Below are 14235 nucleotides of genomic sequence, written 5' to 3' on the forward strand. Positions count from 1 at the left end.
TTTCCTTGACTAATTCTAGAACTGCGATCGCCTGTTAAAGCTGAGTAACTTCGTTGAGAGCTTCTTGAAGCAACCCATTGTGCCGCAACAGCGAAACTGTACTTGGTTCCCTTCCCCGGAAGGCTTTGAAGATTTCCATTGGATGCTGACTACCGCCAAGTGCCAACACAGTATTACGGTAGCGTCTACCAGTGGCTTGAACGGCGGTTTCATCGTCTAAACCAGCTTCTTCAAAAGCGGCGAAAGCATCTGCACTCAGGACTTCAGCCCACTTATAGCTGTAGTAACCGGCGGCATAACCACCTTCAAAGATATGCCCAAAGGCACACAAGAAAGAATCTTCAGCTAGGGGTGGTAAAACTGTGGTAGTTTTGGCTATGCGCTGGCGCACTTGGGCGGGAGTTTCATCACCACCAGGAAGATAGCGATCGTGTAATTCTATATCCACAGTGCTGAAGTGAATTTGCCGCAGTGTCGCACTCCCACTCATATAGTTACGTGCGGCTAAAAGTTTTTGGTAATAATGCTCTGGTAATGGTTCGCCAGTTTCATAATGCTTCGCCATACCAAACAAAGTCGGGCGTTCATAACACCAGTTTTCCATGAATTGGCTTGGTAGTTCCACAGCATCCCACTCGACATTATTCACCCCGGCGGCGCTGCTGTAATCAACTTTGGTCAGCATGTGATGTAAGCCATGACCAAATTCGTGGAATAATGTCTCTACTTCATAAAAGGTCATCAAACTCGGCTTACCATCAACTGGCGGAGTTTGGTTACACACCAAATAAGCTACAGGCAAGCGCACAGATGTAGCTCCATTATCGTTAATCTTGCCTCGGTTAATGCAGACATCCATCCAAGCACCACCGCGTTTTTCGGCGGGACGGCTGTAAGGATCTAAGTAAAAGTAGGCGACGGGTTTACCTGTTTCGTCAGCAATTTGGAAATATCTCACATCTTGATGCCAAACGGGTGCTTGTCCATCAGCAGGGGTGACGTTAACACCAAACAGCCGCTTCACCAGTCCAAACAAACCGTCTAAAACTTGCGGTAAGGGGAAATAGGGGCGTAATTCTTCCGTGGTAAAGGAGAATTTTGCTTCCCGTTGACGTTCTGCCCAAAAGCTAATATCCCAGTGTTGTAAATCTTGGGCTTCTGGTGCGCCTGTGGTGGCGGCAAAAGCTTTGAGTTCGGCTAACTCTTTAACAGCAGCATCATAGCTGGCACTCCGCAGTTCTTCTAACAGTGCTTCGACTGCTGCCACATTGGGAGCCATTTTACTAGCAAGGCTTAACTCAGCAAAATTTTTGTAGCCTAATAAATTGGCTAGTTCTTGGCGTAACTCTAAAATCCGCACAATTAAAGGGTTATTATCTAACTCGCCCGAAGCCGCGCGGGTGATATATGCTTTATACAATTTTTCCCGTAAGTCTCGGCGGGTGCTGTGCTGCATGAACGGGCTGTAGCTGGGGAAATCTAAAGTAATGCGCCAAGGGCCATTTTCGGGGGTGGCGTTTTCTTCGCCAGCCGCACGAGCAGCTTGGGCAGCTAAACTGAGGGAACTTTGGGGTAAACCCTCAACTTCTGCTTTGGTTGTCAGGTTTAAGCTAAAACCTTTGGTGGCATCTAATACATGGTTAGAGAATTTCGTGGATAATTCTGCTAACTCCATTTGAATGGCATTAAACCGATCTCTGGCTTCGCCTGACAAGCCCACACCAGACAATTCCGCATCTCTGATGGCAGTTTCGATAATACGTTGCTGGGCTGCTTCTAAGGTTGCCCAAGTATCACTCGCCCGGAGTTGTTTAAAGGCGTTGTATATAACTTGACTTTGACCAAGTTTATTGCTGAACTGTACCACTTGGGGTTGGACAGTTTCATAAGCTTCACGCAGCTGGGGACTATTCTTGACTCCCATTAAATGACTGACTATACCCCAACTCCATGTCAGCCGTTCGGTGAGTTTTTCTAAGGGTTCAACTAAACCACTCCAAGTCGGCTGGGCGTTAGCTTCTAAGGTAGCCAGTTCCTCATCCAGTTCTTTTAATAACTGCTGGAAGGCTGGAATTACTTGTTCTGCTTGAATCTCAGTAAATGGCGGTAAGCCAGTTCCTTTTAACAAGGGATTTTGGGGAATAGTGGCTGCACTCATAGCGTTGTATCAATGCTGATAAATATCTCAATATACTTCTAATGTAGCGATCGCTGCGATTTTTAGCCTTGCCAGAATGCCGCAATAACCGAATTAGGGGGTAGGGAATGGCTGAAAGGTGTAGGTTGTTACAGAGTGACTAAAACGCTGATGATTACTTGCTCAATATGTAGGATTATTAATCTCCATTTGTCTGGATTGTGTATGAATACATAATTTTTCACCTAATTCTGAAACGATGACTCAAGTGTTTCAGCCATTTGACAAATAAAAAGTGAAGTTTTGAGCAGGTTCAAAAGGCTGATTTTCGAGTATGGACTCATACCCACTACAAAAACCTACACCTATGAGGGCGTATCATTGAGGGCTTTCTGTTTTGGGCTAATTTTTCTCAACATCAGTGAGGATATTAATGGTATTTTTTACTCATAGCGCCATTAACCTGGAAATATGCAATCTTGGCAAGCAAATCAACCAATACAAAACGGAAGATTCATTATTCAAAAAGTTATTGGATCTGGAGGTTTTGGGATCACATATAGTGCCATTGAACAATTTACCGGTAAATTATTTGTGATCAAAACCTTAAACCAGCAACAACAACATCAAGCAGATTTTGAAGAACGACAGGTAAAGTTCGTCAATGAAGCTTTGATTCTAAAAAGTTGCAAACATTCCCATATCGTTCAAGTCTACGAACTTATCAAAGAAAATAGACTCTGGGGGATGGTAATGGAATATATTGATGGGAAAGATTTAGGAGTTTATGTCGATGAGCATGGGCCGTTGCCAGAGGATGAGGCATTATGCTACATAGACCAGATTGGACAGGCCTTGGAATATATCCACCAACAAAAATTTTTACATCGGGATGTCAAGCCTAATAATATTTTGCTGCGTGCTGATCAACAAGAAACTGTACTCATTGATTTCGGTTTAGCACGCGAATTTACCATTGGCCAAATAGGAAGCATGACAAATGCTAAGACCGAAGGTTATGCACCGATTGAACAGTATGAAAGACAAGGCAAATTTGGTGATTATACTGATGTTTATGCTTTAGCTGCAACGCTCTATACTTTACTTACTAATGTTGTTCCTTTTCCAGCTAATTACAGGCAATATGCACAATTATCGCCACCAAAGCAGTATAATTCCCGAATTAGCTACAAGGTAAATAATGCTATCGTTCAGGGAATGGCATTAGAACCTCAAGATAGACCGCCAACAGTACGCAAATTTAGAGAATTGCTTGGCCTTGCAACAACGCTACCTATGCAACCATCTCTTGTAGATCAACCTTCCCCATCAGTATCAAATCTGAATTACCCCAAACTAGAGGAATTTTTGAGAGCTAATAAGTGGAAAGAAGCAGATGATGAAACTTACCTAGTCATGCTTCAAGCCGTTGACCGCCAGAATGAGGGTTGGATGAGAGCAGAGGAATTATGTAACTTTCCCTGTGCTGTTCTTTGCAAAATTGACCAACTCTGGGTAGAGTATAGTGACGGTAAATTTGGGTTGAGTGTTCAACAGCGAATCTGGGGTAGTGTTAGCGATTCTCCTAATAGTTTTGATATCTCAACTTTTTATAAGTTTGGTGGCTACGTTGGCTGGCTAAATAATAATGAGTGGTTAAGCTATAATAACTTTATTTTTAGCTTAGAGGCTCAAGAAGGACACCTTCCATCATTTGGATATGGTGTTCAATCATTTCATGAATGGCAACTCAGTTATCAATATTTACTTCCTCGCATTAACTCTTGTCTTTTGAATAAAATTTAATGTGAAATATATTAGAATAATTATTCTTTAACGATATTTAAATAATTTTAAATATCCGCAATTTTCTTTAATGAAAAAAATTAAGATTTTTGTCAATTCTGTATCAAATTTAGAAACGGATAAAGTACTCAGAACTCTGGAATTGTAAATTTAGAAGATGTAGTTAGCATCACTCATCACTTCATTTTATCAGTCAAAATAGCATCACCATGAAAAACAACTGCTTGCTAAAGATGTTGGTGAAGAATTCAATAGCTCTGGGTAGCATTGCTATCATGAGCCAATCTCTTGATTCGGTGAATCCTCGATTAAAAACTTTAGCGGTAGAACCCACTCCAAATCTATCGTCTATTCAAAGTCGCCCTTATCTAATGAATCCAACTTCTCAGTCCATAATAGTTGCACAAGCATCATCGGGACAGTCTGTGGATACTTTCTTAGTATTATTCATATTATTCATATTAGTACCTGGAGGGGTGATTGGGTTTGTAATTATTGCCAGACAAGGAATTGTTGTAATTGGTGATAGTGAAGTTGGGATTGTAATTAAAAAATTTAATTTGAACCCCTTTCATCCTAAACTACCTGTTGATCAACTCATAGGCTTAAACGGAGAGGCAGGCCCTCAAGCGAAAATACTTGCCCCCGGTTTGCATTGGGGTTATTTTCCTCAGCTATATATTATTCGCAAAGAGAAATTCATCGAAATTCATCCAAACGAAATTGGATTAGTCGTGGCCAAAGATGGTGCTAATATTCCCCCAGAACAACTGGGACAGCTATTTGGTAAACCTGTTGAATGTAACAATTTCCAGGATGCGTGTGCATTTCTTACAAATGGCGGTCAAAAGGGTAAACAGTTAGATATCCTAAAACCTGGTACTTACCGGATTAACACTGAACTATTTGAAGTTAAGAAAAAACCAGCGATAAATATTTCCTCAGATACAATTGGGTTACTTGTGGCAAAAGATGGTACTAGTATGCCACCCGGAAGACAGTTGGGTAAAGTTGTAGAATGCAATAACTTTCAGGATGCCCATGCCTTTATTGCAAATGGTGGACAAAAGGGCAAACAGTTAGAAATTCTTACAGCTGGCACTTACCAGATTAACACTGATTTGTTTAGCATTTACACTGAACCAGTCATTAATATTCCTCAAGGAGAAATTGGCTTAGTTGTAGCGAAAGATGGTGCTAGTATGCCACCTGAACAACAGTTAGGCAAAACTGTAGAGTGCAATAACTTTCAGGAGGCTCATACCTTTATTGCAAATGGCGGACAGAAGGGTAAACAGTTAGCAATTTTAACTGCTGGCATTTACCAGATCAACATCGATTTGTTCACTGTAATTACTTCTGCTAATGCCAAGCAGTATGACATGAAACCAGAAGATTTACAGGTGTACAAAATAGAAGCTGGCAAAATTGGTATTGTCACTACTTACGATGGTCTACCACTTCAAAAAGATGAAATAGCTGGTGTGTCAGTAGCGGGGCATGATAACTTTCAAAATGGGCAGAAGTTTATTGACGGAGGTGGTCGCAGGGGGCTACAAGAAGAAATTTTGCCCCCTGGTTCATGGAATCTAAATCCTTGGTTTGTCAAAGTTGAGCAAGTAGAATTAACAGACGTTCCTGTTGGGACAGTTGGCGTTGTTATCTCTCATGTTGGTAAATCTTGTGAAAATAAAGATGGTGTTGTTGAACGTGGATGTAAAGGAGTTTGGCACACACCTTTGTATCCTGGTAAGCACGTAATTAACACAAAAGTTATGAATGTTGAGATAGTTCCAACTCTTCCTATCACACTGGACTGGTCAAACAAAGAAAAACTACCTACAAACTATGATGCTAATCTTCATCCTTTAGAATTACGCTCTAAAGACGCATTTACTTTTGATATAGAAGTGACACAAGTTATTCGCATAGCAGAGGAAAAAGCTCCTACAATGATCTATCGTGTTGGTAACACGATTAGTGGCTCTAGTACTAATTCTATAAAAGCTCTCATTGTCAAGGTACTAGAGCCAGCAATTAGTGCTTACTTCCGCAATTCTGCCCAAAATTCTAAAGCTCTAGACTTTTTAGACAAACGTAGTTATTTAGAAAGACAAGCAAAAGAATACATTAAATCCGCACTCAGAGAAAATGCTGTTGAAGGAGCTGTTGAAGCACTTGAAACTTTAATTGGTAAGATAGAATTACCTGATGATCTAGAAAAAATTGTCACAGATCGGGAACGTGCTATACAAGAAGCTGAAACTTTGAAAGCACAACGAAAGACTGAAGAAGAACGTCAAAAACTTGAGCGAGAAAAAGCACTGACCAATATTCAAATAAATGTAGTTAAGGCTGAACAAGATGTCAAAATTTCTGAACTCATAGCCATAGCCAACAAATACAGAATTGATCTTGAAATAGAACAAGCCCGACGACTACGTGAAATAGAAGTAGAAATTTTACGAACAACTATTGATATCATTGGTCATGAAGGCTGGCAGGATATTGAAAAACTGAAAGAGTTAGTTAAACTTAAACTCCCAGAAGTCTGGGTTAATAATTCTCATGATGGCGGTTCGGGATTAATTGATGTGGTAATGCCTCAAGTATTGAGGACTTTGAGAAATAGTACCAATGGTTCTAATAAAACATTAGAGACTTCATCTGATTCAAGTAATGGGTTATCAGCAGCAAACCAGACTCATAAAACATTAGAAGCTTCATCAACAGTATTTCCTCCAGATTATGTTACCTGTACTAATTGCGATTCTGTGAATCAATTGAATAATCATTTCTGCTCAAGTTGTGGTCAACCACTAACTGATTCTTAAAATCCACGATTCCCTTAATAAGTGGATATTGAGACATCAAAAGGATTAACAAGGAAAAACATATTTTTTCCTTGTTACTTGTGATTTTATCTGGACTTCAGGCAAGGTAGGAGGCAGAAAAATTTTAAGGTAAGCCTTTTGCTGTGCATCAAATTTTCCTTAAGACCTCCACTGGGGGTCTTAAACCTAGTTATTCATCCGCCACTCGCACAGAATTCAATTATGAATTCTGGCTCCTAACTCCTGAATTCTATTTTGATAATATAAGAGGCCATGATTTGAGTATGCCAGACAAAATTACTCTTACTGTTATCCAAGGTAAACTCAAAGGACGACAATTTATATTTGACTGCCGTAATACCTGTATTATTGGTAGAAATGCAGATTGCAATCCTCAATTACCGGATGATGAAGACCATCGTACTATCTCCCGTTATCATTGTTTATTAGATATCAATCCTCCTGCTATTAGAGTGCGGGATTTTGGCAGTAAAAATGGAACTTACATTAATAATGAAAAAATTGGGCAACGCCAAGCTGACCAAAATCCAGAAGAAGGCGCAAATGTGCAATTTCCAGAGTACGATTTACAGGATGGAGATGAAATAAAACTGGGACATACTGTTTTTAAAGTTACTATAGAATTTGATAAACAGAAAATAAATATTCCTAATTTTATTCCTAGTACTATTTATGTAGATTATGATCCAACACAACCACCAACACAGCCACAAAATTTATTTGAAAAACTGAAACGGTTATTGCGGTTAGCTGAAGCTGGCGATAATAATCTAAATACAATTTGTGGCTATCAAATTGTTAAGCTTTTGGGGGAAGGTGGATTTGGAGAAGTTTATTTAGCACAACATAATAAATCCGGAAAATTTGTAGCTCTGAAAGTGATGTCACCAGCCGTAAATGCTAATCAATTGGCTATACAAATGTTTCTCAGAGAAACAGAAAATACCAAAGCTTTGCGGCATCCCAATGTAGTGCAGTTAATAGATTATGGATACTTTAAAAACATTTTTTTCTTTACAATGGAGTATTGTCAGGGTGGTAGTCTATCTGATTTAGTACGTCAGCAGGGTGGGTTGTTATCTATTGATATAGCGGTGCCGATTACTCTACAAATTCTAGATGGTTTGGAATATACGCACAATGCCGAAATTCCTTACGTCAAAATGGGTGATGGCGGATTTCTTAAAGGTAGGGGTTTAGTTCACCGTGACCTCAAACCCAGTAATATATTTCTTGCCTGTGTTGATGAGCAAGTGATTGCAAAAATTGGTGATTATGGCTTATCTAAAGCATTTGATATAGCTGGGTTAAGCGGACAAACTCTCTCTGGTACTAAAGCAGGTACTCCAATTTTTATTCCCCGACAGCAGGTACTTAATTTCAAATATGTCCAACCAGATGTGGATATTTGGGCTACTGCTGCTTGTCTCTACTATATGCTGACTGGAACTTTACCGCGCAACTTTACAGGCGGCGATCCGTTCTTAGCAGTGTTGCAAAATGACCCTGTACCAATTCGTCAGAAAAACCCACTAATTCCGCAAAAATTGGCGGATGTAATTGATTTGGCCTTGGTAGAGAAGCCAGAAATTTACTTTAAGAGTGCAACTGCATTCAAACAGGCATTGTTAGGTGTGTTATGAAGATGAAGCTGATCACCGCTTTTGCTTTGCCTTAGATCCTAGCTTTCCTGATTTACAAGCTGCGCCTTTATTAATTGATTAAAAAACAAATATTTTCTGTTAACAATGGGTATAGGGGTGTATGTATCCAAAACCCTTACACCCCATACCCTTGTACCCCTACACCCAATCTCCACAGACAATCTTTGTGCGTAATTCCTAAAATTTACCAAATAAAAAGGCTCAAGCTTTTGGCTTAAGCCTTGACCTCACTCATATCTAAATATTTCATCTTCTACCAAACATCACTCATACCTTTTTTATAAGGTTCCCCCGTAAAAGGTTGTACCCCAGTATTAGGATATTGATCATCTGTAGGGCCAAAAATTCGCATTGCAGCTTCAGAGATATACTCGGTAATCCTAGCAATGATTTGGGAAATAGCCATACTCTTAGACTCCTTATTTTTGAGTCAGTTAGATAGTTATCTTTCTACTTTAATTCGATATTTTCTTATGGCTCAGACTCTCAATATATTGAGAATTTATGCAATAGTTTTTCAGATTGCTTTGCAATACTTTAGGTTGCCAAAAAAGTTTAAAGTTTCTCTGCAATTCCAATTATAACAAAACTCCCAATTAAGCTCTTTTGTATGAGAAATATGAGTGTTTTATAAAAGTTAGTTTACGAAGAATAAACTATTAAAAAAGATTAAATATTTGTATAAAATATAATTATTTTGTGGTGAGTATGTTGATTTAATGAAGTCAATAGCCTCTTTGTCACGGAGGAGTTGACATTATTTATGGTAAAATCTACCATAATAAAAAGCAGCATTCTTGTAAGGACGCTCTTACATGGCAACTATCCCAGACTTGGGCAGCTACCAGCACCAAGACTTGACAATCTCTGCGGCTGATTACAGCTTGTTCACCGACCTTTATCAGCTAACAATGGCGGCTTGTTATGTTGGCGAAGGATTAGAACAAAAACAAGCTAGTTTTGAGTTATTTGTGAGGCGATCGCCAGAAAATTTTGGCTATCTCATTGCAATGGGTTTAGAGCAAGTTCTGGCATATTTAGAAAAGTTAAGTTTTACTCATTCGCAAATTGCCGCACTCCAGGCTACGGGAATTTTCGCCCAAGCCAGCGAGAGCTTTTGGTCGTTATTGGCTGAAGCTAAATTTACTGGTGATGTGTGGGCAGTTCCCGAAGGCACAGCCGTATTTCCCAACGAACCATTTTTGCGAATTGAAGCGCCACTTTGGCAAGCCCAACTAATAGAAACTTACCTCTTAAATACCATCAATTATCAAACTTTGATTGCCACCAGAGCCGCCCGTCTGCGTGATGTGGCCGGGGAACAAGCCAAACTTTTAGAGTTCGGCACAAGGCGGGCATTCAGTCCCCAAGGAGCGTTATGGGCAGCGCGGGCAGCCTTAGCGGGAGGATTAGATGCTACCTCGAATGTGTTAGCAGCATTACAACTAGGTCAGCAGCCAAGTGGTACGATGGCTCACGCCTTGGTCATGGCGTTGTCAGCGATGGAAGGCAGTGAAGCAGAAGCTTTTACGGCATTTCATCGCTATTTTCCCGGTGCGCCCTTGTTAATTGATACTTACGACACCATCGCGGCGGCGGAAAATTTGGCAGCCAAAGTCAATGCAGGGGAAATGGAATTATCAGGAGTCAGACTGGATTCTGGAGATTTGGTAAGCTTGTCAAAACAAGTGCGATCGCTACTACCAAATGTGCCAATTGTTGCCAGTGGTGATTTAGATGAATGGGAAATCACCAGACTCAAAGCGGCTGGGGCAGTCATTGATGGTTATGGTTTGGGAACACGACTGGTAACAGGTACGCCTGTCAACGGGGTTTATAAACTCGTGGAAATTGATGGCGTTCCCGTCATGAAGCAGTCCAGTGGTAAGGGGACTTATCCCGGACGCAAGCAGATTTTTCGGTCATTTGTTGGCGGTAAGGTAAAAGCTGATAGGTTGGGGTTAATCACAGAAACACCGCAATCAGAAACACCTTTATTGCAATTATTCATGAAGCAAGGCGAACGAGTGCAACTGCCAGAAACTTTAGCAGACATTCGCCAACGAACCGCCATAACAGTCGCTAGTTTGCCAGAACAAACAAGGCAGATATCAAACCCTGTGGCTTTGCCGGTGGATATTTCTGAAGAGTTGCAGGAATTGACTGAGAAGACTAAGGAACGAACCGCCAAGACGCAGAGGACACAGAGGTAAATGATGAGAATAGCTTTATTTGGTACAAGTGCTGATCCGCCAACGGCTGGGCATCAAGAGATTTTAAGGTGGTTGTCAGAACGTTATGATTGGGTGGCAGTTTGGGCGGCAGATAATCCCTTTAAGTCCCATCAAACACAATTAGAACATCGGGCGGCGATGCTGCGGTTATTAATTGCCGACATGGATGCGCCAAGAGATAACGTAGCAGTGACGCAAGATTTAAGTAGTTGGCGCACCCTAGAAACAGTGGAAAAAGCCAAACAGCACTGGGGTGAAGAAGCAGAATACACCTTAGTTATTGGTTCAGATTTGATCAACCAACTACCACGCTGGTATAGAATTGAAGATTTATTACAGCAAGTGCAACTAATGGTTGTGCCACGACCAGGATATGCAATAGAAGAATCTAGCTTAGAGGCAATCCAAAAGCTGGGAGGAAAAATTGCGATCGCTACCCTCACAGGTTTAAATGTATCCTCAACAGCTTATCGTGAGCATGGAGATACTCAAGCCCTGATAGCTCCCATTGTTGCCTATATTCATCAACAGCATTTGTACAAATGCCAGGACGCAACCACAAAAAGATTCCAACTCCGCTAAATCAACAACCTTTGGCTGATTTTAAGGTAGGTGTGGATAATGTAATTTTTTCTGTAGACACTGTTCAAAATCGACTTTTGGTTCTCTTAGTCATGCGACAGCAAGAACCATTTTTAAATTCTTGGAGTCTTCCTGGGACGTTAGTACGTCAAGGCGAATCTTTAGAAGATGCGGCCTATCGCATCATGGCAGAAAAAATCCGAGTCAACAATCTTTATTTAGAACAGTTGTATACCTTTGGCGGGCCAAACCGCGACCCCAGAGAAGCAACCGATAGTTATGGTGTGCGTTATTTATCAGTAAGTTATTTTGCCCTTGTCAGGTTTGAAGAAGCCGAATTAATTGCTGATAAAGTCGCGGGAATTGCTTGGTATCCCGTCAAACAAGTGCCACAATTAGCCTTTGACCATAATCAACTGCTAACTTATGGTCACAGACGACTGCGAAATAAATTAGAGTACAGCCCAGTCGCCTTTGAAGTGTTACCAGAAATGTTTACTTTAAACGATTTGTATCAGCTATATACAACAGTTTTAGGGGAAAACTTTTCTGATTACTCTAATTTTCGGGCGCGACTACTCAAGTTAGGTTTTTTGTGCGATACCGGAGTAAAGGTATCACGCGGTGCAGGTCGACCAGCTAGTTTATATAAATTCGACGCTGAGGCTTTTGCACCTTTTAAAGATAAACCTTTGGTGTTTATTTAAAGTGTGAAGTGTGAAGTCTGAAGTCTGAAAAAAGTTTGCCGGATGAAAGTCCAAAAACTGAACATAAAAAACTAAAGCATAAAATTGCTACTTCACACTACCCTTCTCCCCAAGGGAGAGGCGTTCTGCGCGTCTAAATACTTCACACTTCACACTTCACACTTCATACTTCATACTTCATACTTCATACTTCATACTTCTTACTTCTTATGAAAATTGCGATCGCTCAACTTAATCCAACCATTGGTGATATACCAGGAAACGTCCAAAAGATTCTAGAAGCCGCCCAAGATGCAGTAAAATCAGGCGCACGTTTATTATTAACTCCAGAACTTTCTTTGTGTGGCTATCCACCCAGAGATTTATTATTAAATCCTAGTTTTGTCTCGGCTATGAGTACGGCATTACAACAATTAGCCAGAGATTTACCACCAGAATTAGCTGTTTTAGTCGGCACTGTTGAACCAAATACCAAATCTCATATCACTGGCGGTAAAAGTTTATTTAATAGTATTGCTTTATTAGAATCGGGGAAAGTCAAGCAAATTTTTTATAAGCGGCTGTTGCCTACTTATGATGTATTTGATGAAGACCGTTATTTTGAACCAGGGTTACAACCAAATCATTTCACTTTAGATGATATTCATATTGGGGTAACTATTTGCGAAGATTTATGGAATGATGAAGAATTTTGGGGCAAACGTAGTTATGCTGTTAATCCCATTGCAGACTTAGCAATTTTGGGTGTAGATTTAATTGTTAACTTATCTGCTTCACCTTACAGCGTCGGCAAACCGCAGTTTCGAGAATCGATGTTGAAACATAGTGCAGTGCGCTTTCAACAGCCGATGATTTATGTCAATCAAGTCGGTAGTAATGATGATTTAATATTCGATGGTTATAGTTTTGCGTTAAATGGTCAAGGCGAAATTATGTGTCGCGCCCGTGGTTTTGCCACTGATTTAGTAAATGTGGAATTTAACAAAAAAACACGAGATTTAGAGTTAAGTTCTTTAACACCAGAGAGCGAATCAGAAGAAGAGGAAGTCTGGCAAGCTTTGGTTTTGGGTGTGCAAGACTATGCCTTGAAATGTCGCTTTTCTAAAGTAGTATTAGGTTTAAGTGGTGGCGTAGATTCTGCATTAGTCGCTGCGATCGCAACAGCAGCATTAGGTAAAGAAAATGTCCTCGGTGTCCTGATGCCATCACCTTACAGTTCAGAACATTCTGTAAGTGATGCGTTGGCATTAGGTAAAAATTTAGGCATTCAAACCACTATTTTACCGATAGGCGAATTAATGCAAGGTTTTGATCATAGCCTTGCTGACTTGTTTGCTGGTACAGAATTTGGCATAGCTGAGGAAAATATTCAGTCCCGGATTCGCGGTAACTTATTAATGGCGATCGCTAACAAATTTGGCTATCTCTTATTATCCACTGGCAACAAATCAGAAATGGCCGTTGGTTACTGTACCCTCTACGGTGACATGAACGGTGGTTTAGCAGTCATCGCCGATGTTCCCAAAACCCGCGTTTATAAAATTTGCCACTGGTTAAACTCCCATCCCTCAGCACTCAAAACTCACACTTCGACTTCTCCTGACGGAGACGCTGCGCGAACGCTCAGTGAACAGCACTCAGCACTCAGCACTCAGCACTCAGCACTCATAAGTGAAATTATCCCGCACAATATCCTCACCAAAGCCCCCAGTGCTGAACTCAAACCCGGCCAAGTTGACCAAGATTCCCTCCCAGCTTATGAAGTTTTAGACGACATCTTGCAACGCTTCATTCATGATCATGAATCAGCCGCCCAAATAGTTGAAGCAGGTCACGACCCCATAATTGTAGACCGAGTAATTCAAATGGTTGCCCGTGCCGAATTTAAGCGCCGCCAAGCACCCCCCGGCTTGAAAATTACCGACCGCGCCTTTGGTACAGGCTGGCGAATGCCCATCGCTAGTAGCTGGGTAGCCATCAAAAATGCTTATCAAGCCATACCTGTTTCTACACCTAGTTAACCTACGTGTTACATCAGTCAAAAATGTTCAACTACATCCCGCCTAGAACTAAAGTTCCAGGCTTATAGCCAAAGTCCACTTAAGTGGACTGGAATACATTTCTCGTTGAGTCATCTTGAGATGACTTACGCTATGAGACTCGGAATTCATTCTGAGGCGGGATAGTTAATTATGACAGCACTGTAGCGCCTACCTAACACAAGCTGGGCATTGCTATGATTTTTGCAGC

At 40.8% G+C, this 14235-nt stretch carries 9 protein-coding genes; 7 read left to right on the top strand and 2 right to left on the bottom strand.

Translation table 11 applies throughout. The features are described from left to right. Positions 1–34: 34 nt before the first annotated feature. The gene (locus tag H6G28_RS01285) at positions 35–2158 is read right to left on the bottom strand and encodes a M3 family metallopeptidase (protein ID WP_190668330.1); all 2124 of its coding nucleotides are present in this window, start codon (positions 2156–2158) and stop codon (positions 35–37) included. A gap of 450 nt (positions 2159–2608) precedes the next feature. Here H6G28_RS01285 and H6G28_RS01290 point away from each other — a divergent pair, with 450 nt between their 5' ends. The 3 genes from H6G28_RS01290 (at position 2609) to H6G28_RS01300 (ending at position 8441) form a co-directional block, all read left to right on the top strand. Next, a complete protein-coding gene (locus H6G28_RS01290) occupies positions 2609–3943 on the top strand; it encodes a serine/threonine-protein kinase (RefSeq protein WP_190668333.1) in 1335 nt (444 codons plus the stop codon). 275 nt (positions 3944–4218) lie between these two features. After that, the gene (locus H6G28_RS01295; RefSeq protein ID WP_190668336.1) at positions 4219–6777 is read left to right on the top strand and encodes an SPFH domain-containing protein; all 2559 of its coding nucleotides are present in this window, start codon (positions 4219–4221) and stop codon (positions 6775–6777) included. 284 nt (positions 6778–7061) lie between these two features. After that, a complete protein-coding gene (locus tag H6G28_RS01300) occupies positions 7062–8441 on the top strand; it encodes a protein kinase domain-containing protein (protein ID WP_190668339.1) in 1380 nt (459 codons plus the stop codon). A gap of 274 nt (positions 8442–8715) precedes the next feature. On the opposite strand, the gene H6G28_RS01305 is transcribed toward H6G28_RS01300, so the two are convergent. After that, positions 8716–8868, bottom strand: coding sequence for a hypothetical protein (locus H6G28_RS01305; protein WP_190588123.1), 153 nt, complete (start codon positions 8866–8868; stop codon positions 8716–8718). 409 nt (positions 8869–9277) lie between these two features. Here H6G28_RS01305 and H6G28_RS01310 point away from each other — a divergent pair, with 409 nt between their 5' ends. From H6G28_RS01310 to H6G28_RS01325, 4 genes are all read left to right on the top strand, one after another. Continuing rightward, the gene (locus H6G28_RS01310; protein WP_190668342.1) at positions 9278–10675 is read left to right on the top strand and encodes a nicotinate phosphoribosyltransferase; all 1398 of its coding nucleotides are present in this window, start codon (positions 9278–9280) and stop codon (positions 10673–10675) included. A gap of 3 nt (positions 10676–10678) precedes the next feature. After that, entirely contained in the window at positions 10679–11278 is a 600-nt protein-coding gene (locus tag H6G28_RS01315) for a nicotinate-nucleotide adenylyltransferase (protein WP_190668869.1), read from the top strand. Next, complete coding sequence (locus tag H6G28_RS01320; protein ID WP_190588125.1) at positions 11239–11985, top strand: NUDIX hydrolase; 747 nt, start codon at positions 11239–11241, stop codon at positions 11983–11985. The genes H6G28_RS01315 and H6G28_RS01320 overlap by 40 nt, the downstream gene beginning before the upstream one ends. A 209-nt stretch (positions 11986–12194) precedes the next feature. Then, the gene (locus H6G28_RS01325) at positions 12195–14006 is read left to right on the top strand and encodes an NAD+ synthase (protein ID WP_190668345.1); all 1812 of its coding nucleotides are present in this window, start codon (positions 12195–12197) and stop codon (positions 14004–14006) included. Positions 14007–14235: the final 229 nt, after the last annotated feature.

The organism is Nostoc sp. FACHB-190 (assembly GCF_014696905.1).
Lineage (GTDB): Bacteria > Cyanobacteriota > Cyanobacteriia > Cyanobacteriales > Nostocaceae > Nostoc_B.

Coding starts and splice junctions, on each gene's coding strand:
- H6G28_RS01315 (WP_190668869.1), top strand. CDS start 10,679: ATGAGAATAGCTTTATTTGGTACAAGTGCTGATCCGCCAACGGCTGGG.
- H6G28_RS01285 (WP_190668330.1), bottom strand. CDS start 2,158: ATGAGTGCAGCCACTATTCCCCAAAATCCCTTGTTAAAAGGAACTGGC.
- H6G28_RS01300 (WP_190668339.1), top strand. CDS start 7,062: ATGCCAGACAAAATTACTCTTACTGTTATCCAAGGTAAACTCAAAGGA.
- H6G28_RS01320 (WP_190588125.1), top strand. CDS start 11,239: ATGCCAGGACGCAACCACAAAAAGATTCCAACTCCGCTAAATCAACAA.
- H6G28_RS01295 (WP_190668336.1), top strand. CDS start 4,219: ATGAGCCAATCTCTTGATTCGGTGAATCCTCGATTAAAAACTTTAGCG.
- H6G28_RS01290 (WP_190668333.1), top strand. CDS start 2,609: ATGCAATCTTGGCAAGCAAATCAACCAATACAAAACGGAAGATTCATT.
- H6G28_RS01310 (WP_190668342.1), top strand. CDS start 9,278: ATGGCAACTATCCCAGACTTGGGCAGCTACCAGCACCAAGACTTGACA.
- H6G28_RS01325 (WP_190668345.1), top strand. CDS start 12,195: ATGAAAATTGCGATCGCTCAACTTAATCCAACCATTGGTGATATACCA.
- H6G28_RS01305 (WP_190588123.1), bottom strand. CDS start 8,868: ATGGCTATTTCCCAAATCATTGCTAGGATTACCGAGTATATCTCTGAA.